The sequence below is a fragment of the Glycomyces dulcitolivorans genome (genome assembly GCF_003265355.1).
Taxonomy (GTDB): Bacteria; Actinomycetota; Actinomycetes; order Mycobacteriales; family Micromonosporaceae; genus Glycomyces; species Glycomyces dulcitolivorans.
The window spans coordinates 1-21,854 of sequence record NZ_QFRW01000312.1 but is presented as its reverse complement, the minus strand read 5'-3'; the positions used below and the strand labels follow the sequence as shown (position 1 = coordinate 21,854).

Annotated in this window: 18 protein-coding genes and 1 tRNA gene; 11 read left to right on the top strand and 8 right to left on the bottom strand. The window is 71.3% G+C overall.

The window, feature by feature from the left end; genetic code table 11:
• Nucleotides 1-64 precede the first annotated feature (64 nt).
• From DI269_RS22360 to DI269_RS22345, 4 genes are read left to right on the top strand one after another with little or no spacing between them, the layout of a single operon-like run.
• Nucleotides 65-781 (top strand): SDR family NAD(P)-dependent oxidoreductase, encoded by a 717-nt coding sequence (locus DI269_RS22360; protein ID WP_198667641.1) that lies wholly within the window; start codon nt 65-67, stop codon nt 779-781.
• Nucleotides 778-1,788 carry an S-adenosylmethionine:tRNA ribosyltransferase-isomerase gene (locus tag DI269_RS22355; protein ID WP_112140020.1) on the top strand — a complete coding sequence of 337 codons (1,011 nt, stop codon included), beginning with the start codon at nt 778-780 and terminating at the stop codon, nt 1,786-1,788. The genes DI269_RS22360 and DI269_RS22355 overlap by 4 nt, the downstream gene beginning before the upstream one ends.
• The gene (locus DI269_RS22350; RefSeq protein ID WP_112140018.1) at nt 1,785-3,053 is read left to right on the top strand and encodes an MFS transporter; all 1,269 of its coding nucleotides are present in this window, start codon (nt 1,785-1,787) and stop codon (nt 3,051-3,053) included. The genes DI269_RS22355 and DI269_RS22350 overlap by 4 nt, the downstream gene beginning before the upstream one ends.
• Before the next feature lie 51 nt (nt 3,054-3,104).
• Nucleotides 3,105-3,548 carry a hypothetical protein gene (locus DI269_RS22345; protein WP_112140016.1) on the top strand — a complete coding sequence of 148 codons (444 nt, stop codon included), beginning with the start codon at nt 3,105-3,107 and terminating at the stop codon, nt 3,546-3,548.
• Here DI269_RS22345 and DI269_RS22340 read toward each other — a convergent pair.
• A complete protein-coding gene (locus DI269_RS22340; protein WP_112140013.1) occupies nt 3,545-4,396 on the bottom strand; it encodes an SDR family oxidoreductase in 852 nt (283 codons plus the stop codon). The two genes, DI269_RS22345 and DI269_RS22340, sit on opposite strands and share 4 nt — an antisense overlap.
• Nucleotides 4,397-4,614: 218 nt before the next feature.
• Between DI269_RS22340 and DI269_RS22335 the strand changes: the two genes are divergently transcribed.
• Both DI269_RS22335 and DI269_RS22330 read left to right on the top strand, forming a co-directional pair.
• Nucleotides 4,615-5,376 (top strand): response regulator transcription factor, encoded by a 762-nt coding sequence (locus tag DI269_RS22335; protein ID WP_112140011.1) that lies wholly within the window; start codon nt 4,615-4,617, stop codon nt 5,374-5,376.
• A gap of 2 nt (nt 5,377-5,378) precedes the next feature.
• On the top strand, nt 5,379-6,791 hold the full coding sequence (locus tag DI269_RS22330) for a sensor histidine kinase (RefSeq protein ID WP_112140009.1): 1,413 nt from the start codon (nt 5,379-5,381) through the stop codon (nt 6,789-6,791).
• A 9-nt stretch (nt 6,792-6,800) separates the two neighbouring features.
• On the opposite strand, the gene DI269_RS22325 is transcribed toward DI269_RS22330, so the two are convergent.
• Nucleotides 6,801-7,814 (bottom strand): hypothetical protein, encoded by a 1,014-nt coding sequence (locus tag DI269_RS22325; RefSeq protein WP_112140006.1) that lies wholly within the window; start codon nt 7,812-7,814, stop codon nt 6,801-6,803.
• A gap of 155 nt (nt 7,815-7,969) precedes the next feature.
• Here DI269_RS22325 and DI269_RS22320 point away from each other — a divergent pair, with 155 nt between their 5' ends.
• A complete protein-coding gene (locus DI269_RS22320) occupies nt 7,970-9,121 on the top strand; it encodes a low temperature requirement protein A (RefSeq protein ID WP_157975160.1) in 1,152 nt (383 codons plus the stop codon).
• On the opposite strand, the gene DI269_RS22315 is transcribed toward DI269_RS22320, so the two are convergent.
• From DI269_RS22315 to DI269_RS22305, 3 genes are read right to left on the bottom strand one after another with little or no spacing between them, the layout of a single operon-like run.
• Complete coding sequence (locus DI269_RS22315; RefSeq protein ID WP_198667640.1) at nt 9,087-9,884, bottom strand: ABC transporter ATP-binding protein; 798 nt, start codon at nt 9,882-9,884, stop codon at nt 9,087-9,089. The two genes, DI269_RS22320 and DI269_RS22315, sit on opposite strands and share 35 nt — an antisense overlap.
• Nucleotides 9,881-10,906 carry a FecCD family ABC transporter permease gene (locus tag DI269_RS22310; RefSeq protein WP_112140002.1) on the bottom strand — a complete coding sequence of 342 codons (1,026 nt, stop codon included), beginning with the start codon at nt 10,904-10,906 and terminating at the stop codon, nt 9,881-9,883. The genes DI269_RS22315 and DI269_RS22310 overlap by 4 nt, the downstream gene beginning before the upstream one ends.
• A complete protein-coding gene (locus DI269_RS22305) occupies nt 10,903-11,982 on the bottom strand; it encodes a FecCD family ABC transporter permease (RefSeq protein ID WP_232822865.1) in 1,080 nt (359 codons plus the stop codon). The genes DI269_RS22310 and DI269_RS22305 overlap by 4 nt, the downstream gene beginning before the upstream one ends.
• Nucleotides 11,983-12,078: 96 nt before the next feature.
• On the opposite strand from DI269_RS22305, the gene DI269_RS22300 reads away from it, so the two are divergent.
• Together DI269_RS22300 and DI269_RS22295 are read left to right on the top strand one after the other, a co-directional pair.
• Nucleotides 12,079-13,104, top strand: a complete 1,026-nt coding sequence (locus tag DI269_RS22300) for an ABC transporter substrate-binding protein (protein WP_112139999.1) — start codon at nt 12,079-12,081, stop codon at nt 13,102-13,104.
• A gap of 135 nt (nt 13,105-13,239) precedes the next feature.
• On the top strand, nt 13,240-14,277 hold the full coding sequence (locus tag DI269_RS22295) for an ABC transporter substrate-binding protein (protein WP_112139997.1): 1,038 nt from the start codon (nt 13,240-13,242) through the stop codon (nt 14,275-14,277).
• Nucleotides 14,278-14,371: 94 nt separating this feature from the next.
• Here the strand turns inward: DI269_RS22295 and DI269_RS22290 are convergent, their stop codons facing one another.
• Both DI269_RS22290 and DI269_RS28725 read right to left on the bottom strand, forming a co-directional pair.
• The gene (locus DI269_RS22290; RefSeq protein ID WP_112139994.1) at nt 14,372-16,609 is read right to left on the bottom strand and encodes a hypothetical protein; all 2,238 of its coding nucleotides are present in this window, start codon (nt 16,607-16,609) and stop codon (nt 14,372-14,374) included.
• Nucleotides 16,610-16,809: 200 nt separating this feature from the next.
• Nucleotides 16,810-19,131 carry a rhamnogalacturonan lyase gene (locus tag DI269_RS28725; RefSeq protein ID WP_112139992.1) on the bottom strand — a complete coding sequence of 774 codons (2,322 nt, stop codon included), beginning with the start codon at nt 19,129-19,131 and terminating at the stop codon, nt 16,810-16,812.
• 196 nt (nt 19,132-19,327) lie between these two features.
• Here DI269_RS28725 and DI269_RS22280 point away from each other — a divergent pair.
• Nucleotides 19,328-19,402 (top strand) — tRNA-Val (locus tag DI269_RS22280).
• 301 nt (nt 19,403-19,703) lie between these two features.
• Here the strand turns inward: DI269_RS22280 and DI269_RS22275 are convergent.
• The gene (locus tag DI269_RS22275) at nt 19,704-20,276 is read right to left on the bottom strand and encodes a TetR/AcrR family transcriptional regulator (protein WP_198667638.1); all 573 of its coding nucleotides are present in this window, start codon (nt 20,274-20,276) and stop codon (nt 19,704-19,706) included.
• A 294-nt stretch (nt 20,277-20,570) separates the two neighbouring features.
• On the opposite strand from DI269_RS22275, the gene DI269_RS22270 reads away from it, so the two are divergent.
• Nucleotides 20,571-21,854, top strand: a 1,284-nt coding sequence (locus DI269_RS22270) for an AfsR/SARP family transcriptional regulator (protein WP_232822864.1), incomplete at its 3' end; no start/stop codon positions are given.

Genomic DNA, 21,854 nt, shown 5'->3' with positions numbered 1-21,854 from the left:
GGACCGGGACTACCGCGACTTCGGCCCGATGTGCGGGTGTGGTCCCGGCAATAGCGTTTCCGGCATGACCACTGAACGAATGCGCACCGCCGTCGTCACCGGAGCGACCGCCGGCCTCGGGGAGGCCCTCGCCGAGCGCCTCGCCGCCGACGGCTGGAACCTGATCCTCACCGCCCGCGGCGAAGAGCGCCTCGCCAAGACCGCGGCGCGGCTCGGGGCGTCCTACCTCGCAGGGGACCTCGCCTACGACGCCGGGCACCGCGAGCGGCTGATCGCCCTCGCCGACGGGCGGATCGACCTGCTCGTCAACAACGCGTCCACGCTCGGCGAGACGCCGCTGCCGACGCTCGCCGACTCCGACCTGGACCGCTGGCCCGAGGTGTTCGAGCTGAACGCCCGCGCCCCGATCCACCTGGTGCAGCTGGCGCTCCCGTCGCTGCGCGAGCGCGGCGGCGCGGTCGTGAACATCTCCTCCGACGCCGCGACCGGGCCGTACCCGACCTGGGGCGTCTACGGGGCGTCGAAGGCCGCGCTCGACCAGCTTTCGAACGTGCTCGCCGCCGAGGAACCGGACGTGCGCGTCTGGGCGGTCGACCCCGGCGAGATGCGCACGCGGATGCTCGCCGACGCGGTCGGTGAGGCGGAAGCGGCCGGGGCCGGCGACCCCGCCGACGCGGCGGCCGCGATCGTGCGGCTCGTCGAGGCGCGGCCCGACAGCGGCCGCTACGAAGCCAAGGCGTTCGCCGCGGGCGGCGCCTCCGAGAAGGGAACCGGGGAATGAGCACCACCTTGACCGAGCCGTTCGCGTTCGCGCTCGACGCCGCCCTGGAGGCGCGCCGGCCCGCCGAAGTCCGCGGCACCGGCCGCTCCGACGTGCGGCTGCTGGTGACCGACAAGGCCACCGGGCAGATCACCCACCAGCACTTCGAGGACCTCCCGGCGCTCGTGCGCCCCGGGGACCTCTTGGTGGTCAACAACTCCGGGACGATGCCGGCGGCGGTCCTGACCCGGCAGGGCCTGCGCGTGCACTTCTCGTCGGTGCGGCCCGACGGGTCGTGGCTGGTCGAGCTGCGCGACAAGGACAAGCCCTACCTCGGGGACGTCATCGGCCGGACCCTCGACCTGCCCGGCGGCGTGCACCTCTACTTGGAGCGGCGCTTCGGCAAGCGGCTGTGGGTCACCCGGCCGCCGGTCAAGTCCGTCGCGGACTACCTGGCCCGCTACGGCCGGCCCATCCGGTACTCCTACGTGGACCAGCAGTGGCCGCTGAGCGCCTACCAGACGGCGTTCGCCACGGTGCCGGGTTCGGCCGAGATGCCCAGTGCGGCAAGGCCGTTCACGCCCGAGATCGTCACGCGCCTGGTGTCGGCCGGGGTCGGGATCGCCCCGATCACGCTCCACACGGGGGTCGCGTCGCTGGAGAGCGACGAGGACCCGTACCCGGAGTGGTTCGAGGTCGGCGAGTACACCGCGCGGGTGGTCAACTCGACGAAGGCCGCGGGCGGGCGCGTCATCGCAGTCGGCACCACGGTGGTCCGGGCGTTGGAGACGGCCGCTCAGGACGGCCTGGTCGAGGCCGCCTCGGGCCACACCGAGCGGATCATCTCCACTGCCGAACCGGTCACGGTGGTGGACGGCCTGCTCACCGGCTTCCACGAGCCGCGCTCGACGCACCTGTCGATGCTGGAGGCGATCTGCGAGACCGGCCTGCTGCGCGACTCCTACACCGCCGCGATCGACGCGCGGTACCTGTGGCACGAGTTCGGCGACGTGCACCTGATCGCATGAGGCGCAGCCTGTTCGGGCACCGGGACGCCCGCCGGCTCTGGCTGGCGGGCGCCTTCCTGTCCGCGGCCATGTGGATGCTCAACATCGCCGCCGCACTCCACGTGCTCGCCGCGGCCGGGACCGGCCGGCTTGCACTCGTGCAGCTGGCCGGGACGCTCCCGGCGCTGCTGCTCATGCCCGTCGCGGGCCTGGCCGCCGACCGGCTCCCGGTCCGGGGCCTGGCGCTCGGCTCGGCCGGCGTGCAGGCGGCGGCCGCCGCGGGCATGGCGCTCTCCAGTCAGGCCGGGGACCTGCGGGTGTTCGCGGCGCTGTTCGCCTTGCAGGGCACGGCGATGGCGTTCTGGGCCCCGGCCCGCCAGCAGTGGCTGTACGGCGTGCTCAAAGACAGCGTGGCCGAACCAGAACTGCGGCAGCGGGCGAACGCGGCGATCGGGTCGGTGAACGGCGCGATGATCGTCGTCGGCGCGGTCGGCGCGGGACTCGTCTCGGTGTGGTCCCCGGCCGGTGCGATCGGCGTCGCCGCGGCGCTCACGGCACTGGCGTTTGCCGTCCTGACTCGCGTCCGGGCACCGGAGCCGACCTGGGCAGGGATGCCGAACGCGGGCCTGCGCGCGCACCTGCGGTCCTTCGCCTCCGGCGTCGGCGAGGGCTTCGCGGCGGCCCGGCGGCACCGGCTCGCGCACTCGGTGATCTGGATCGGGATCGCCTGGGGCTTCATCGGCGGCGGCTACACGGTGATGGTCAGCGGCCGCATCGTCGAGGACCTCGGCGCCGGGTCCCTCGCGGTCGCGGTCGCCTTCACCTGCGACGGCCTCGCGGTCCTGGCCGCGACCATCTTCGCCGGGCGCCTGCCGCGGCGGCTCCACCTACCGGCCTGGGCCCTGGCCTACGTCGTGCAGGGCCTCGGCTGGGCCGCGTTCTTCCTGGCCCCGGGCCTGGCGGGCGCGCTCGCGTGCCTGGTCGTGATGCGCCTGGCGAGCGGCATGATCATCGCCCTCGACACGACGCTCCTGCTGGAGACCGTTCCGGCCGAGTTCCGCGGCCGGGTCACCTCAGTGCACTTGACCACGTACAACGCGATGTCGCGCCTCTCGCTCGCCGCCCTCGGCGCGGCCCTGGGCTGGGCGGGCCTGACCGTGCTCGGCACGGCGACCGGCCTGCTGTCGGCCGCGTTCGGGGCGGTGTGGTGGTTCGCGGCGGGCCGCCGTGTCCGGGGCGACTATCTGGCAGCGGCGGGGACCGTGCCCGCACGAGCTGCGCGTTAGCATCGAAGCGACGGCCGAGGTCCGGCCGCCGCTCGCGAGAAGAGGCCCGAGTTGCTCAGCCCCCAGTACGGCCCGGGTAGCCAGTTCACCGGCCCCGACGGCCCGAAGCGCCGCGGGCGGTTGTCGCTGCCCGACTCGCCGCTCACCTCGGTCGTCACCGCCACGGTGACGCTCGCGCTCGCCGTCGTCCTGTTCCTGACGGCGATGCCGGACGACGAGCGGGTCCTGGTCTACCGGGGCGAGCAGGTCGCCCCGACCGACCTGTGCGAGACCGTCGACGCCGACGGCGACACGGTCCTCGGCGCCTGCGCCGAACTCGGCGAATGGGAGACCTACCGGTCCGGGTGGAGCGCCGTGCCGCTCGTGTTCTCGGTGGTCCTCGCCGCCGGCGGCGCCGTCGTCGCCTACGGCATCCCCAAGCAGGTGCGCGAGCGCCGCCAGAAGGAGCTGCGGGAACTGGAGCTCCTCACCGACGAGGACCACCCGCGCCTCTAGTCGACGTAGATGTCCGGCTGGAAGTCGGTCGTGCCGGGCACGACCGAGTACCCGTCGAGGTCCGTGACGCCCTCTTCGGCGAGGAGGTCCTCGACCATGACCGCGTTGCCGGTGTAGGCGTTCGGGTCCCGCTTGAGGATCGCCAGCGCGGCGTCGGCGACGATCTCGGGCTTGCGGGAGCGGTCGAGCATCGGCTGCCCGCCGAGGGCGAACTCGACGGCGGCGGTGGCGATGGTCGTCTTGGGCCACAGGCAGTTCGCGGCGATGCCGGGCTCGGTCTCGGAGGCGCCGAGGGTCATGATCGTCATGCCGTACTTGGTGGCGGTGTAGGGGCCGCCGGAGAACCAGCGCACGTCGGTGTTCAGCGGCGGGCTGACGGTGAGCAGGTGGGCGTGGTCGGAGCCGCGCAGGTACGGGAGCGCGGCGCTGATCGAGGCGAAGGTGCCGCGCAGGTTGACGCCGGCGATGAGGTCGAACTTCTTGAGCGAGAGTTCGCCGATGCCGGTGAGGTCGAGTGCGGAGGCGTTGTTGACGCAGACGTCGAGTCCGCCGAACGCGGCGGCGGCGGTGTCGACCGCTTCGCCGACGGCTTCGGCGTCGCGCAGGTCGCCGACGATCGGGAGGGCCTCGCCGCCGACGGCTTCGATGGCCTTGGCGGTCTCGTAGAGGGTGCCGGGGAGTTTCGGGTGCGGTTCGCCGGTCTTGGCGAACAGCGCGACCTTGGCCCCCGCGGCGCCGAGCGCGACGGCGATGGCCGCGCCGATGCCGCGGCTGGCGCCGGTGACGAACGCGGCGCGCCCCTTGAGGGGGTGGTCTTTGACCAGGTCGGCCCTGACGGCTGGCTCCATTGCCCTAACCTCCGTAGATTCGGTGTCCCCTGATATTACTGGAAAGTAACTTCAGGGGGAAGCAGGGAACGCCCCGACACTCCGATCCGATCCTGAACGTCCGCTGGGAGCGGGTGCGGAAGTCGCCTGGAAACGGTCGTGAACCCTGTCAGCGCCGCAAACGGTGGAATACGCTGGGCAACCGACAGACGACTTGCACGAGTACTTAGGAGCGGTGGATGACTTCGACCAGCGGGCCAGCCGGTGCCGTACCGCCTGCGGTGCCGCTCCGGGGCGACGGGTCCCCGGCGCGACTCCTGGTCGTCGATGACGAGGAGAGCCTGGCAGACCTGCTGGTCGAAGCCCTCTCGTTCCAGGGCTACACCGTGACCGCGGCGCGCTCGGGCACCGAGGCGCTGACGGCCGTGGAGTCGGTGCGCCCCGACCTGGTCATCCTCGACGTGAACATGCCGGGACTCGACGGCTTCGGCGTGGCCGACCGCATGCGCGCCTCCGGCGACGCGACCCCGATCATCTTCCTGACCGCCCGCACGGCCCCCGACGACCTGCGCGACGGGTTCGGCTCCGGCGGCGACGACTACCTGATGAAGCCGTTCCGCCTGGAGGAGCTGTCGCTGCGCGTCTCGGCGGTCCTGCGCCGCACGATCGGCCGCGAGGCGACCACCGGCCAGGCCGCCGACACGGTCTCGGTCGCCGACCTCATCCTGGACCTGGCCGCGCACCAGGTGACGCGGGACGGCAAGACGATCGACCTGTCCCCCACCGAGTTCCGGCTCCTGCGCTACCTGGCGGCGAACGCCGGCCGCGTGGTGTCCAAATCGGAGCTTTTGAAGCAGGTGTGGGGCTACGACTTCGAGACCGAGTCGAGCCTGGCCGAGACGTACGTGTTCTACCTGCGCCGCAAGCTCGACAAGCTCGGCCCCCGCCTGATCCACACCGTGCGCGGCGTCGGCTACATGCTGCGCCCGCCGCAGGAGTAGCCGTGGCGATCAGGACCAAGATCGCCGCGGCCATGGCGGTCCTGCTCATCATCGCCGTGGCCGTGATCGGCTTCGTGACCGTGCAGATCGTGTCCGACAAGCTCACGGTCCAGGTCGACGACCAGCTTCGCAAGGCCGTCAACGAGAACAACCTCACCATCTGGATGAACTCGGTCGACTCCCTCGGCGGCGGCGCCGACGCCAGCTCCGGTCCGGACGGGCGGGGCCTGGTCTCGCCGTACGCGCTGCTGCTGTTCAATGCGGACGGCGAGATCGTGGCCGAGCAGCAGGCCGGCACCGCCGACGACCCCGAGCCGCTGCCGGACATCTCCTCGACCCCCGAGTCCGACGTGTACTTCAACGTCGCCTCCGCCGACGGCGCCGTGACCTACCGCGCCTACGCGAAGCAGTTCACCGACGGCACCGGCATCTACACGTTCGTCGTGGCCACACCGCTGACCGAGGTGCAGGCGTCGATCTCGACGCTCACGAGCACCGTCATCATCACCGGCGCGCTCGTGGCGATCATGGGCATCCTCGCCGCGTGGATCATCACCCGGCGCGGCCTGCGCGTGGTCGACCACATGGTCGCCGACGCCGAGACCGTCGCGTCGGGCCGCCTCGACCACAACATCTCGGTCGCCGACCCGCGCACCGAGATGGGCCGCCTCTCCTTGGCGCTCAACCGGATGGTGTCACGCCTGACCGATGCGATCACGCAGCGGGACCGCCAGCACGAGCGGCTGCGGCAATTCGTGGCCGACGCCGGGCACGAGCTGCGGACGCCGCTGACCGCCATCGGCGGCTACGTGCAGCTGTACCAGAACGGCGCTGCGGCGCAGGGCGAGAAGCTCGACCGCGCGATGGACCGGATCGGCTCCGAGAACGCGCGCCTCGCGAAGCTCGTCGACGACCTCATGGTCCTCTCGCGCCTCGACGAGGAGGTCGGCGGCGACCGCGAGCTGGTCGAGCTGGCCCAGCTCGCGCAGGACGCGGTCGACGACGCCGAGGTCGCGGACTCGACACACCCGGTCGGCCTCACCGCGGCCAAGGCGGTCACGGTGGTGGCCAACGAGGGACAACTGCGCCAGGTCCTGGTGAACCTGCTGACCAACGCCCGCGTCCACACCCCCGCGGGCACCGCGATCGACGTCTCCGTCGCGACCGACGGCGACTGGGCCGTCCTGCGCATCGCCGACCGCGGGCCGGGCATCCCGGCCGAGCACCGCCAGAAGGTCTTCGACCGGTTCTACCGGGCCGACCCGTCGCGCTCGCGCGCCACCGGCGGCTCCGGCCTCGGACTGTCCATCGTGTCCTCGATCGTGGCCTCCCACGGCGGCCGGATCAGCCTCGACAGCGAAGAGGGCCAGGGGACCGCGATCGAAGTGCGCCTGCCGGTCGCGCACCTCGAATAGCAAGGCGCCCTAAGCCACCGTGGTGCCGGCGATCGCCAGGGTCCCGGGGTCGTCGGTGAGGCCGGAGGCGGAGACGGTGCTGACCGTCGTCCAAGTCCCGTCGGTGCGGCGGATCGAGTACCTGACGACCTGGCCGGAGGTGGCGAGGTCGATGATCCCGACCTGCAACTCGCCCGCGACGTTGGCGGCGCTGACGACGAACGGCGAGTAGTTGTTGAAGACACCAACCTTCTTGAACGCCTGCCAGGTGGCGTCGGCCTTGCGGATGGCGTGGTAGACGTCGCCGGAGCCGCTCACCGCCAGGACGTGGAGCTGCGAGCCGATGCCCGCCAGCGCGACGTGGAGCAGGTTCTCGATGTCGCCGGCCGCGCTCTCGATGTTGCCCCAGCCGGTCCAGGTCCCGTCCGATTTGCGGATGGCGTGGAGCAGTTTGCCGTCGGCGACGACGGCGGTGTCGATCGTGGTGCCGACGCGGGTGGTGGCGATCTGGGTGATGCGCCCGAAATTGCGGAGCGCCTTCCAGCGGAGCTGCCAGGCGCCCTGCACGCCGCGGACGGTGTGGTACAGGGTGGTGCCGGCCTCGTCGGCGCCGAAGATCTGCAGCTCGCCGTCGAGCGCGGTCACCGCGACATGGACGGCGCCCGCGGTGGGGCCTCCGAGGGAGGGGATCGGCGCGAACTCCGTCCAGGAGTCGTCGGCGCCGTGCCGGACGCCGTAGTCCGGAGTCCCGCTGTTGAGCGTCGCGACGACGTGGAGGTCCTCGGCAACGCCGACGCAGGAGACGCGGTACAGCGTCCCGCCGGGCGTGTCGACCGGGTCCCAGGCCGGACCCATCGATCCGTCGACCCGCCGCCAGCGGTGCTTGAGCTCGCCGTTCGCCTGGCCCGCAAGGAACTGCGTCTCCCAGCCCGCGGCGGCCGAGGCCGCCGCGGGGGCGAGCGCCCCGAGTCCGGTGCCGACCAGGGCGGCGGCGGGGACGGCGAGGAGCGACCGGGTGAACTGCCGGCGGTCGAGTGCGGTCATGCGTGACTCCAGGATCGTTGAACGAGGTCGCGGGCCGAGGGCCGCGCAGGTCACGACCATTCTGTTGACCGGAGGCGCCGGGTTCAAGGCGGAACACCGGCGGGGCGGAGGCGGGACTCGGGCCTAGGACAGGCGTGCGACTAAGCTCTGGTCTCGTGACACGACTCCTCCCCGACTGGTTCGTCGAGCGCATCAACCCCGTGCCCGACGAGGACGACCTGCCGGTCTCCGCCTTGGAACTGTTCTTCGACCTGATCTTCGTCTTCACCGTCGCGCAGTTCACCGCGATCATCGCCCACGACCCGCTCGTCGGCCTGCTCCAGACCGTGCTCATGTTCGGGTTCCTGTGGTGGATGTACGCGGGCTACTCGTGGCTGACGAACGTCATCCCGCCCCAGCGCCCGGCGCGGCGGATCCTGCTGCTGTGCGCCATGGCCGGCTGGCTCGTCGTCGCCCTGACGGTGCCGGCCGCGTTCGAGAGCGGCAGCGTGTGGATCGCCGTCGGGATGCTCGCCGTGGTCCTCGTGCACGGCCTCATGTACCTCCAGGCCGCCCGCGCGTTCGGGCCGGTGTTCATCGCCAACCTCGCCGCGGTCGCGGCCGTGTTCGCCGCCGAACTCGGACCCGAAGGGGCCTGGCGCTACGCGTTCTGGGCCCTGGCCTCGGTGATCGTGTGGTCGGTGCCGATCTGGCACGGCCAGCGCGGGCTCAACCTGCACCCCGCGCACATCACCGAACGCCACGGCCTGGTCGTGATCGTCGCCCTCGGCGAATCGGTGGTGGCCATCGGGATCGGCGCCAAGGGGCTGCCGATCGACGCCGACCTGCTCATCGCCGCCGTCCTCGGGCTCGCGATCGCCGCGTGCATGTGGTGGTCGCTGTTCGTGCGCGACATGCCGGCCACCGAGCACGCGCTCGCCGCGACCACGGACTCCGTCAAGCGGGTCCGGAAAGTCCTCGCGGGGCTGTCCTACTCGTTCATCCCGATCCTCATCGGCATCCTCGTGGCCGCCGCGGGCGTCAAGCACGCGGTCGGACATGCCTTGGACCCCTTGGACGCCGAGTCGACCTGGCTGCTGTCGGGCGGCGTCGCGGCGTTCATGCTCGGGACGGCCGGACTGCGCCTGGCGATGGGCCTGCCCAGGCCCTGGGAGCGGGTCGTCCTGGCCGTGGTCGTGCTGGCGCTCGCGCCGGTCGGCCTGGTCAACACCGCACTCCAGTTGGCGGCCATCGTGGTCGTCCTCATCGCCGCGCTCGCCCTCGAAGCACGGGCTACCGGGGCGCTGAGGCCAGCGCCTTCGGAATGACCAGGGGCGTCCCGGATTCGGGGTCGTCGATGATCCGGCACGGCAGGTCGAAGACCCGCTCGACGTTCTCGGCGGTCACGATGTCGGCCGGGGGCCCCTCGGCGACGACCGCGCCCTCGCGCATCGCGATGAGGTGCGTGGCGTAGCGCGCGGCCTGGTTGAGGTCGTGGAGGACCGCCACGAGGGTGCGGCCCTCGCGGTGGAGCTTCGCGCACAGGTCGAGGACCTCGATCTGGTGCGTGATGTCGAGGTACGTGGTGGGCTCGTCGAGCAGGAGCAGCGGCGTCTGCTGGGCGAGGACCATCGCGATCCACACGCGCTGGCGCTGGCCGCCGGAGAGCTCGTCGACGCCGCGGGACGCGAGGTCGCGGATGTCGGTGGCCTCCATGGCCTCGGCGACGACGCGCTCGTCGTCGGCCGACCACTGCTTGAGGATGCCCTGGTGGGGGTAGCGGCCGCGGGCGACGAGGTCGGCGACGGTGATGCCGTCGGGGGCGGTCGGCGACTGCGGCAGCAGGCCGAGGCGGCGGGCGACGGCGCGCGTGGGCTGGGAGTGGATGTCCCGGCCGTCGAGGAGGACCGTCCCGGTCGAGGGCTTGAGCATGCGCGCCAAAGCCTTGAGGAGGGTGGACTTCCCGCAGGCGTTGGGGCCCATGATGACCGTGAACTCCCCTTCGGGGATGTCGACGGTGAGGTCCGCGCTGATGACGGTGCGGCCGTAGCCGAGCGTGGCCTCGCGTGCGGCGAGCGGGCTTGCGGTCACGACAGGACCCCCTTCTTGCGGTGGGCGATGAGCAGCCAGATGAGGTAGGCGCCGCCGACGACGCCGGTGACGACGCCGGTGGGCAGTTGGCGGTCGCCGACGCCGGCGACGGCGATCATGTCGGCGGCCGTCACGATGAGCGCGCCGACGAGCGCCGAGACCAGGAAGCTGCGGGAGGACCCGGTCAGGCGGGCGGCGATGTGGGGCGCGGCGAGGGCGACGAACGCGAGGGGCCCGGCGACGGCGACGGCCCCGGCGGTGAGGACCGAGGCGGTGACCAGGGCGGTCACGCGGGTCGCGCCGACGCGGACGCCGAGTCCGGTCGCGGTGGCCTCCCCGAGGCGCAGCGAGTCGAGGCCGCGGGAGAGGAGCGCGATGACGAGAATGCCTGCGGCGAGGATGATCCCGACCGCGGCGGCCTGGCCGAAGTCGCGGCCGGAGAGGTCGCCGGTGAGCCAGTAGACGGCCCGGAACGCGTCGATGATCGTGGTGCGGGTGAGCAGGTATCCGTTGATCCCGGCGAGGATCGCCGAGACGCCGATGCCGACGAGGATGAGCCGGTATCCCGAGGGGTCGCCGCCGCGCGTCAGGGCCCAGATGAGCAGGCCCGTCGCGAGCGAGCCGACCGCGGCGAGGACGGTGGTGACCTGCAAGGAGGAGCCGGTGACGATGATCGCGATGAGCGCGCCGGTGGTGGCGCCCTGGGTGAGGCCGAGCAGGTCGGGGCTGCCGAGGGGGTTGCGGGTGAGGTTCTGGAACAGGGCCCCGGCCAGGCCCATGCACGCGCCGACGGCGAGGCCGGTCGCCAGGCGCGGCAGGCGCAGCGTCCACAGGATGAACTCGTCTCCCTTGGTGCCCTCGCCGATGAGCGCGTACCAGACCCGTTCGAGCCCAAGGGAAGTGGAGCCGGTCGCGGCCGACCACATGGCGAGGGCGATGAGCGCGGCCAGGGAGCCGAGGACCGCGGCGAGGACGCGGTGGCGCAGGCGGATCGAGTAGCCGCCCAAGCGAAGGACGGTCATAGCCGGGCCACCTTCCTGCGGCTGACGAGGTAGATGAAGAACGGCCCGCCGACGACGGCGCAGACGATGCCGACCTGGACTTCCGCCGGGCGCGCGGCGACGCGGCCGATGACGTCGGTCAGGAGCAGGAACGCCGCGCCGGTGAGCATCGAGTACGGCAGGACCCAGTTCTGGTCGGGCCCGGTGAAGGCCCGCACCACGTGCGGGACGACCAGGCCGACGAACACGATCGGGCCGCACACGGCCGTCGCGGTCCCGGCCAGGACCGTGATCGCCGCGATCCCCGCGACGCGCAACACGCGCGGGTCGACGCCGAGGCCGGTCGCGGTCGCGTCCCCGAGCGCCAGCGCGTTCAGGGGCCGGGCCAGGAGGATGCCGACGACGCTCGCGAAGCCGATGAGGGTCGCGACCGGGACGATCGGCACGGTGTGGGCGTTGACGAGGGACCCGACCGACCAGAACCGCATGGTCTCCAGGGAGGCGGCGTCCATGAGCTGGATCGCCGAGACGTACGCGTACCCGGCGGCGGTGACGGCCGCGCCCGCCAGCGCGAGGCGCGCCGGGGTCGCGGTGGCGGCGCCCGCGATGAGGTAGGTGGCGACCGAGGCGACCGCCGCGCCGAGGAACGCGAACATGATGGTCTGCGTGAAGCTGGAGAAGCCGAGGAAGTAAGCGGCGGTGACGACCGCAGCGGCCGCGCCGGTGTTGACGCCGAGGAGGCCGGGGTCGGCGAGGGGGTTGCGGGTCATGGCCTGCATGAGGGCCCCGGCGAGGCCGAGCGCGGCGCCGGCGGCGAGGCCGAGGGCGGTGCGGGGCAGGCGCAGCTCGGTGACGACGGGGTAGGCGTTCGAGGCCGGGTCGGTGAGGCCGGCCCAGACTTCGCCGAGGTCCATCGCGCGGGCGCCGAGGGCGACGGAGAGGACCGTCAGGACGGCGATGGCGGCGACGAGGACGAGCAGTCCGGTGACGCGGCGTCCGGTGCGCCTGCGCGGGACCGGTTCGCTTGCGGCCCCGACGGAAGCGCGGCCCGCCGCGAGCGGCTGGGCCAGGTCGGGGGCGCGGTGCGCGGTTGACAAGTGCGGACTCCGGCGGGATAGTGGCTGCGGTTTTGTTTAGGCTAACCTAACCATCGCCCACCCCGCCATGACCGATCACCCCCGAAGGAGTTCGCCGTGCCACTCCGCGCGTATCCCGCCCTCTCCCGCCGCCGCCTCCTCGCCGCCACCGGCACACTCGGCGCCGCCTCCCTGCTCGCCGCCTGCACCGACGGCGCGGAGGAGGACCCCGAGGGGACCGGCGGCGCCTCCGGTCCGTTCTCGTTCCTCGACGAGCGCGACGGGGAGGACGTCGAGCTGGAGTCGGTCCCGACCAAGGTCGTCGCGTTCACCGGTCTCGCCGCGGCCCTGTACGACTACGGGGTCGAGGTCGCGGCGGTCTTCGGGCCGACCACCCTCGCCGACGGGCAGCCCGACCTCCAGGCCGGGCGGATGCCGGTGGCGGACCTGACGGTCCTGGGCAACGCCTGGGGCGAGTTCGACGTCGAGAAGTACGCCGAGCTCGGCCCCGAGCTCATCGTCTCCCACTACTACGACGGCTTCGACCTGTGGTTCGTGCCCGAGGACCGGCTCGAAGAGGTCGAGTCGCTCGCCCCGGGCATCGGCATCGAGGTGTCGCTGCCGAGCCTCGACGAGATCATCGACCGCCATGCGGCCCTTGCCGTCGCGCTCGGCGCGGATCTGGACTCGGAGGAGAACGCCGCGGCCGTGGAGCGCTTCGGCGCCGCCGCCGGGGCCGTGGCCGCCGCGTCCGGCGAGAAGGCCCTCAAGGCCGTCGCCGTGGGCGCGTGGCCCGACGGGCTCTACATCGCCAACCCGCCCACGTTCAACCTGCTCGCCAAGAGCGCCGAGCTCGGCGTGGACTTCGTGACGCCCGAGAACCCCGATCAGAACAACTACTGGGAGCTCCTGTCCTGGGAGAACGTCGACAAGTACGAGGCCGACGTGATCTTCCTGGACCTGCGCACCGGCAACCTCACCGCCGAGCAGCTCCTCGCCGAGCAGCCGACCTGGGCCGCGCTCCCCGCGGTGGCGGCCGGGCAGGTCTACGGCTGGAACGCCGAGCCGGTGTATTCGCACGTCGGCGGGGCCGTGGAGCTGGAGAGGATCGCCGAGGGGCTGACGGCCGCGCAGCCGCTCTAGTGGCTGACGCCACGTGAAGGCCCCAGGTCAGGGGGTCGGAATCTGGTTAGGCTAGCCTAACCTCGGTTCGGCCGGGCGTTGCCCATTCCGACCGCTCAGTCCGGCCCCCCGCCCCTTCACGAAGGAGAAAAACACATGGCTTTCGATGCCGACAAGGTAAAGTTCGGCCGCCGCGGCCTGCTCGCGGGCTGCGGCGCCCTCGGTCTGACGGGCGCGCTCGCCGCCTGCGGCGGCGGCGATGACGACGCCGACTCGACCGAGGAGTCGACCGGCCCCTGGAAGTTCACCGACGACCAGCCCGTCACCTCCGAGCTCGACCACGTCCCCACCAAGCTCGTGGCGTACACCGGCATGGCCGCCGCCCTGTACGACTTCGGCGTCGAGGTCCCGGCCGTCTTCGGCCCCACCACCAACGAGGACGGCTCCCCCACCGGCCAGGCCGGGAACCTCCCCGTCGCCGACCTCGAAGTCTTCGGCAACACCTACGGCGAGTTCGACGTCGAGGCCTACGCCACCTGGGGCCCCGAGGTCCTGCTCACGCACTTCTACTACGACCCGGCGACCCTCTGGTACATCCCCGCCGAGTCCCAGGAGAACATCACCGGGCTCGCCGAGGTCGTCGCCCTCAGCGCCGACGACGGCGCCAACACCCAGGACCAGATCATCGGCCGCCACGCCGAACTGGCCGAGAGCCTCGGCGCCGACCTCGCCTCCGAGCAGAACGCCGCGAACAAGGAGGCGTACGACGCCGCCGTCGCGGCCCTCACCGAGGCCGCCGCCGCCAATCCCGTCACCGTCCTCGCCTGCTCCGCGGCCGCCGAGATCTTCTACGCCTCGAACCCGGCCATGGGCAACGACATGCGCTTCTTCACCGAGCTCGGCGTCAACTTCGTCGTCCCCGACAACCTCGACGCGGACACCGGCTCCTACTTCGAGTCCCTCTCGTGGGAGAACGCCGACAAGTACCCCGCCGACATCCTCTTCCTCGACGCGCGCGTCCAGGCCCTCCAGCCCGACGCGCTCACCGAGTTCCCGACCTGGACCGCCCTCCCGGCCGTCCAGGAGGGGCAGATCGTGGCGTGGGACGCCGAGCCGATGTACTCCTACGGCCTGGCCGCCAAGTCGATCCAGGCGCTGGCCGACGCCATCGTGAACGCGAAGAAGCTGGTCTAAGGCAGACCACTTCTTCCTCCTCTAAAACTGAATGCAAAGTGCCGAAAGGGCGGGGATCTGCGTGGACCCCCGCCCTTTCGTTATACGCGCCTAGCTACTTGATGTCGAACACCACGACGGACGGGTCGTGGTCGGAGACCCCGTAGCGCCCGTACGCGGGCTCCTCGCCGAAGTCCCACGCGTCGGCCGGGTAGTCCGAGTTGATGTGCGCGGTCGCCGCGGACTCGATCTCGCGCAGCAGGCGCGGGGACGCCCACATCTGGTCGAGGGTCTGCGTCTGGCCCATGTACGTGTAGGAGTAGGCCGCCTGCGGGTGGTCCTCCACCATCACGTCGTACAGCGGGCACAGCCCCGAGTCCTCGTAGAGCCCGGCGAGCTGGTCGGACGGGCCGGTCCAGTCCCCGGAGATGACCTGGCCCTCGGCGAACGGGTCGTCGGGGCGCGGGAAGACGTTGAGGTCGCCGCCGGCGAGGACCTTCGCCTTCCAGCTGTTGTCGAGGATCGCCGCGCTGATCGCCGCCAGGTAGTTGGCCTGCTCGGTGCGGTGCAGCACGCGGGTGTTCGGGCTCGACGAGAAGTGGTTGTTGATCAGGAAGATCTCGCTGACGGGCCGGCCGTGCTTGTCCTTGAAGTAGAACTTCGCGGCCTGCGCGGCGCGGCTGAAGACGTCGTAGCCGTTGCAGGCGTAGACGCCCGAGTTCGTGCACTGGTCGATGACCTCTTGCGGCAGGGCCGCGTTGAGGGCCTTCGGGTTCTGCACGTCGGCGTTGATCGCGTCGGGCTCGGTCGGGTAGTCGATCTCGGGCGAGTCGCCGAAGACCGGGTCCCACGACTTCACGTTCGACAGGCCGGCCAGCTTCGGCTGGTACAGGAAGCCGGTCATGATGCCGCGCGTGTCGGCCGAGTCGAGGTCGCCGACGGCCTTGTAGGTCGGGCCGCCGTACTCGGCGATGACGAGCGCGAGCTCCTGGATGGAGTCGGGGGCGCCGTCGCCGCCGGTGTTCGCGTCACCGGTGTTGACCAGGTCGCACACGAGGCGGTCCTGGCCGAGGTCGGAGTCCTTGGTCCACGCGGGGTTGACCGAGCAGACGTCCTGGGCCTCGCCCTCCTGGGTCATGAGGATCGCCGGGCTCTTGAGGTCCTCCACGATCTGCGCGGCCTGGCGCTGGAGCTGCGCCTCGTACTCGTCGTAGGTCGCGGGCACGTAGTCGAACGGCGGGCTGACGTTCCCCTCGGGGTCCTCGGGGTCGGTGCAGCCGGTGTTCCCGGTGAAGTCGCAGCCGGAGTTCGGGTTGTCGCGCGTGTCGTACAGGTTCTCGATGTTGTACGAGGCCACCGAGGCCTCGTTGCGGCCCGCGGCCTCGACCGGCTCGTTCTCGGCAGGCTCAAGGCCCCCTTCGAGGACCAGGTCCTCGGAGACCTCGACGGCGTACTTCGCGAACGACAGGTAGATGCCGCCGGTCGCGGCCTCGGTGATCACGTCGTACGTCTTCGCCGGGGCGATGATCGTCTCGGTCGTGCCCTCGGTGGCGCGCAGGCCCAGGTCGCCGATGACGAACAGGTAGCCGTTGCCGTCGTCGAACGCGCCCTCGACCGTGTCGAGCGGGTGCGCGTCGCGGTAGGCGCGGGCGGCGTAGCCGTCCTGCTGGGCCGCTTCGCTGTCGCCGCGCATGGCCCAGACCTCGCCGCCCGAGGAGTAGACGTCGCGGCCGGCGGTGACCACCGAGTCGGCCGGGACGGTCATCTGCATGCCCAGGTGGCGGCGCATGTACTCGGTGGAGGACTTGGCGTTGTCCGGCGGGTCGATCTCGACCGACTCGACCTCGGCGAGCGGGTCCAGCCCGGTCTCGACCAGGTCGTAGACGTAGGCTGAGCCGCCGGAGAACTGGATGTTCCCGAAGTAGGAGCCGACCACGCCGCGCAGGACGATCTCGTCGCCGACGTTCACGGTCCAGTTGGCGCCCAGCTCGGTGCGCGCGGGCGAACCGGCAAGCGTGCGCAGCGTCGAGTACTGGTTGTTGAAGACGAAGATGCCGTCCGAGGAGTTCGGGTCGCCGTCGGTGGCGCCGGTCTTCTCCTGGACGAAGAAGCCCTTGTTGCCGGAGGGGTCGAGGGTCTCCTGGGTGACCACGCCCTGGACGAACACGGTCTGGCCGGCGAGGGGGGACGCGAAGCTCGTGTCGCCGTCTTCGATCGAGCCCTGCACCGCGCCGATGTGGACGATGTCCACCTGGGCCTGGGCCTGGGACGCGAAGAGGAACCCGGAGGCGCCGATGATGACCGCACCCGCGGCCGCCGCCGCGAGTCGGGCACGCCGTCTGAGGGACTGCACGGGGTAGCTCCAATGCTTTAATCGCCGCGGCGCGGGGCGCCAGAGGCGGGATGATGGGGCGGTATTCACTCAACCGCAACACCTGGACCTACGCAAGGCCTACAGGTGAATTCCTCGTATCATCCCATGTCTCAATTCGGCCACGGCACCGTACAAAAGGGAGGCGGGGCCCTTCCGGGCCCCGCCTCCTCGTATTCCGTCTAGTGCCGGCCGGGCGTGTAGAAGTCGGGCACCGCTACGGCGCCGAAGTCCATGTCCGAAGCCAGGTAGAAGCTCGTGTACTGCGGCTGGTTGTAGGTGGTCTGCTGGTTCGCGACCCCGACCCGGTACTGCGGGTCGTGCATGAGCGTGAACAGCTTGTGGTCGGTGACCTCGGTCGAGAGGAACACGCGGATCGCACTGGAGTCGGCGGTCCGCACCAGCAGCTCCTCGCGCCAGTCCCCGAGCACGTCGGCGACCAGGCCCGGGTTGCCCTTGGTGTAGTTGTTGGTCAGGGTCCCTTCGGCATCGAGGACCACGCCGTCCTGGTAGTCCCGGATGGTCGTCTCCTCCACGGTCGCCGCGTCGGCGCCGTGGACGAGCTGCGTGGTCAGGTCGGCGTCCCAGCGGATGCTCATGTTCGTGCCGGGCGCCGCGCTCTCGATCGGCTCGCCCGTCACGGTGAACAGCCCCTCGGGGTTCCCGGCCTGGTCCGGCGGCAGCCCGGCCCACGCCTCGAGGCCCGGAATCGACGGATCGATGTCCCCGACCATCCCGCGCCCGGTGTCGCGGCCGGTGTAGCCGCCCCACAGGACCTCGCCGGTCTCGGCGTCGCGCATGGCGTACCCGTACGGCGCCCAGACGCCGCCTTCGAAGACCGAGAAGATCTCCAGCCCTTCACGGTTCGGGTCGAAGTCCCCGACGTGCAGGGCGTCGCCGTGCCCGAGCTTCGCGAGCGCGCCGGGGTTGGCGGACCCGGAGGGCATGGTGTCGTAGCTCGAATAGAGCAGCGAACCGTCGTCGTCCAGGGTCGCGGCCCCGTAGATGATCTCCTGCCTGCCGTCCCCGTCGACGTCGGCGACCTGCATGAAGTGGTCGCCCTGGGTGGTGAGGGTCCCCCACTCCGGGTCCGGTCCTTCGACGCCGTGCGGCGAGCCGTTGAACGGGTTCGACATCGGGGCGTGCCCGGAGTCGGCCTGCCAGCGCTGTTCGAGGTTCCGGCCGTCCCAATCGATTGCCGTGATCGTGGTGCGGGTGTAGTAGCCGCGGGCGAAGATCGCCGACGGGTGCTCCCCGTCGAGGTAGGCCACGCCGGAGAGGAACCGGTCGACCCGGTTGCCCGGCTCGATGCGCGCCATGGCGTAGTCGCCCCACAGGAGCCCGTCGTCGCCGCGCTCGACCGGGAAGTCGATGGTGTCCATCTCAAGCCCGGTGCGGCCGTTGAAGACCGTGAGGTACTCGGGCCCGTCGACGACGAAGCCGTTGAAGTTGCGCAGCTGGTTCCGCGCGGAACGGGAGGGCGCGTAGACGTCGATGAAGTAGTCCGCGAGCGTCTCCGCATCCGCCTGCGACAACGGATAGGCGAAGTCGAACTGGGCGTCGGCCCCGAGGGCGGCCTCAATGGTGGAGGGCCAGTCCCCGTTCAGAACTTCAGGATGCTGGTCCCACCCGCGGAAGACCTCCACGAGGTGGTCGTAGTAGTCCGCGGCCGACATCCGGTAGTCGTCCTGGTGCGTGACCCCGGCGCGCCGGTCGTCACGGGGCAGGGTGATGTACTCCTCGCGGCCCTTGACGTACGAGGTGGTCTTGGTGCCGGGGGCGGTCTTGAGCATGACCTCGGACTTGCCGTCGCCGTCGAAGTCGTAGACGTCGAACTGGGTGTAGTGCGCGCCGGCCCGGATGTTCACCCCGAGGTCGATCCGCCAGAGCAGCTCGCCTTCCTGGGTGTACGCGTCGAGGTAGACGATGCCGGTGTAGCCGACCTGCGAGACGTCCTTGGAGTTCGAGGGGTCCCACTTGACGACGTACTCGTAGTCCCCGTCCCCGTCGAGGTCGCCGGGGCTGATGTCGTTGGCCTTGTAGGTGTACGCCTCGCCGGCGGGCGTGACCCCGTCGGCGGGCTTCTGCAAGGGAATGTCCAGGTACCCGGCGGACCAGGGAGAGACGGTGTCCGAGACCTCGTCGGGCCCGCGCTTGACGGCGACGACCTCGTAGGTAGAGCCCGGATCCCCCGAGGTATCCAGGAAGTTCGTCGACTCGGTCACCGTTGCGATCTTCCGACCGTCCCGGTAGACCTTGAAGGTGGTCCCGGTCAGACCTGAATCGTTATAACCGGTGACCTCGTCGGCCAGCAGCCGCCAACTGAGGAACACACCGTCCTCGGTCACGGCCGCGACGAGCCCGCGGTCGAGGTACTCAAGCTGGATCTCATCGTCATGGCCACCGCCGCCATGACCTTGCGCAGAAGCCGTGAACCCGGCGCCGGCCAGCACACCGACCAGCGACACCGCCACAGCCCTGCGAAATCTTCTAGGGGAATTCACCGAAGGGGCTCCTCGTCTTCGAGGCCCGGCGCAACCGAGGGGACGCACCATGGCCCCAATTGAAACGATTTAACGCATCGAAACCTATCAACCTCGGCAAGCCCTGTCAAGCGCCCGCCCACCTGTGACCGGCGCAATCCCCAACCCCCCACCAACGCCCGCCGAGACCGAATCCGGTACAGTTGTGCCTCGTCACGCTCGATTAGCTCAGCGGGAGAGCACTCGCTTCACACGCGAGGGGTCACTGGTTCGATCCCAGTATCGAGCACCACTTCAGGTGCCGCTAGTACGACTAGCGGCACTTTTTTCATGCCCGGATTCGGGCTTTCGCGGTTTTCACCGTCCATCCCGTTGGCACCCTTGGATTCCGTACGTGGTTTAATCGCATTGTTCACGTACGGAGTACGTATACGGGTTCGCCAGCGGTCGGTGGGGCTGCGTGGCCGACCTGTTCGACCGGGCTCCGATCGTCTTCGGCACCGGCGGTGCGCGCACCGAAAGCCGTCGGTGCCGGGGCCCGACGCCGCGGTCCCGGCCCACTGGTCTGGGTCGGGACCGCGGCGTCCAGGGTGCTACGGCTCCAGGCCTCTGAAGATGAGGCGCAGCCCGGCACGGAAGCGGGTCACCGGGTCCGATTCCCCTGCGGCGGCGCCGATCTCGGCGAGTCTCGGGAACCGCTCCTCGTCGAGACCGGGCCCCGGGTCCGGCTCGGGCCGCGGGGCCGCCAGCTCGACCTGCGCGAAGCCCGAGACGAACCCCGAGACGACGCGGAACGCCACCAGCAGCTCGGCGCCCCTGTAGCCGCCGCGGTGGAGCCCGGCGAGCATCGCCTCGGCGGGCGCCAGCGCCGACTCGTGGAGGGCACCACGGGCGAGCATGAGCGGGATGGCGTTCGGGTGGTCGCGGACGGCCAGGAGCACGCCCTCGGCGACGGCGGCGACGGCGTCGCGCCAGTCGCCGCTCTCGGGTTCCTCCCAGGTCGACTGGATCATGACCGCCTCGGTCACGAGCGATTCGAGGCCGGAGCGGCCGTCGACGTAGTTGTAGATGGTCATCGCGCCCGTGCCGAGCTCGGCGGCGAGGCTGCGCATGGTCAGGCTCGCCAGGCCGTGCTCGTCGACGATGGCGAGGGCGGTGGACTGCAATCGCTCTCTCGTGAATTTTCTGGGCGCGGGCAACACTCTCTCCTCGTTCGGGGAACACGGCGTCGAATGATGGGAGACGCCAGGTGAAAGGTACCGAACAGTAGGCTCCGACGCCGTCCACCGGCGTTCGCACGGGTGGGAGCGGTGATACCGTGACGGTGCTGTGGTGCGCACACATTGTCGACCTGTCCGGTTGTCGCGGAAGGGCTTTCGCGTCGACCCCAGAGGTCGCCGAGGGACGGCCTGCGAGGGGTCATGGATGCGACTACGGTGCGGTTCCGGGTACTGGGGCCGATGGAACTGGTGGTGGACGGGCGGGCGGCGACGCCGGCGGGATCCAAGCCGCGCGCGCTCCTGGCGCTGCTCCTGGTCCGCGCGAACCGCATCTGCGAGCGGGACTGGCTGATCGAGCAGCTCTGGGCCGGACGGCCGCCGAGCGGCGCCCCGGCCACGCTGCGCGCGTACGTGTACCAGGTCCGCAAGGAGCTGCGCGGGCTCGACGGCGGCGCGGCCCTGCGCTCCCGCGGCGGCGGATACTCGCTGGAGGCCGCCTCCGGAACGGTCGACGCGCACCGCTTCGAGGCGCTGTCGGCGGAAGGGCGCGCCGCACTGCGGGACGGTGCGACGGAGAAGGCGGTCGCGGCGTTCCGGGAGGGCCTCGGACTCTGGAGGGGCGCGGCGTTCGCCGGGGTCGACGTGCCCGCGGTCCGGGAGCGGGCGCGGCTGCTCGACGGGCTGCGACTCGACGTGACCGAGCAGTGCCTCGGCGCGGAGCTCGACCTGGGAGCGGCCGACGTGTCGGAACTGGAGCACCTGACGGCCGCGCACCCGCTGCGCGAAGGCCTGTGGCGGCTCCTCATGCTCGGGCTGTACCGGTCCGATCGGCAGGCCGAGGCGCTCGATGCCTACCGGCGCCTCCAGCACCTCCTGGACGCCGAGCTCGGCATCGCGCCCTCGCCGGAGGTGGAGCGGCTGCACCGGCGGATCCTCGACGCCGACCCGGGACTCCAGCGCCCCGCCTCGCCCCGCGCCGAGGCGACCGCGCGGACGGTGCCGCGCCAACTGCCCGCCGCCCCGGTGCACTTCACCGGGCGTGCAGCCGAACTCGGCGAGCTCGACGGACTGCTGGATGCGGGGGCCGCGGTGGTGGCGGCGGTGTCCGGGACCGCCGGGGTCGGCAAGACCTCCTTCGCCGTCCACTGGGCGCACCGCGTGTCCGGGCGCTTCCCCGACGGCCAGCTCTACGTCAATCTGCGCGGCTTCGACCCGATGGGGCAGCCGACGGAGCCGGGCGAGGCCGTCCGGGCGTTCCTGAGCGCCCTCGGCGTGCCGCCGGGGTCGGTCCCGAAGGAACCGGACGCGCAGTTCGGCCTGTACCGGAGCCTGGTGGCGGACAAGCGGGTCCTCATCGTCCTCGACAACGCCCGCGACGCCGCGCAGGCGCGCCCGCTCCTGCCGGGCGGGCCCGGCACGGCCGCGGTCGTCACCAGCCGCGACCGCCTCTACGGGCTCCTCGCGCAGGGCGCGCACCCGGTCGAGCTGCGCCAGCTCGACGCGCGCGAGGCCGGGCGGTTCCTG

Coding starts and splice junctions, on each gene's coding strand:
- DI269_RS22360 (WP_198667641.1), top strand. CDS start 65: ATGACCACTGAACGAATGCGCACCGCCGTCGTCACCGGAGCGACCGCC.
- DI269_RS22355 (WP_112140020.1), top strand. CDS start 778: ATGAGCACCACCTTGACCGAGCCGTTCGCGTTCGCGCTCGACGCCGCC.
- DI269_RS22350 (WP_112140018.1), top strand. CDS start 1,785: ATGAGGCGCAGCCTGTTCGGGCACCGGGACGCCCGCCGGCTCTGGCTG.
- DI269_RS22340 (WP_112140013.1), bottom strand. CDS start 4,396: ATGGAGCCAGCCGTCAGGGCCGACCTGGTCAAAGACCACCCCCTCAAG.
- DI269_RS22335 (WP_112140011.1), top strand. CDS start 4,615: ATGACTTCGACCAGCGGGCCAGCCGGTGCCGTACCGCCTGCGGTGCCG.
- DI269_RS22325 (WP_112140006.1), bottom strand. CDS start 7,814: ATGACCGCACTCGACCGCCGGCAGTTCACCCGGTCGCTCCTCGCCGTC.
- DI269_RS22310 (WP_112140002.1), bottom strand. CDS start 10,906: ATGACCGTCCTTCGCTTGGGCGGCTACTCGATCCGCCTGCGCCACCGC.
- DI269_RS22295 (WP_112139997.1), top strand. CDS start 13,240: ATGGCTTTCGATGCCGACAAGGTAAAGTTCGGCCGCCGCGGCCTGCTC.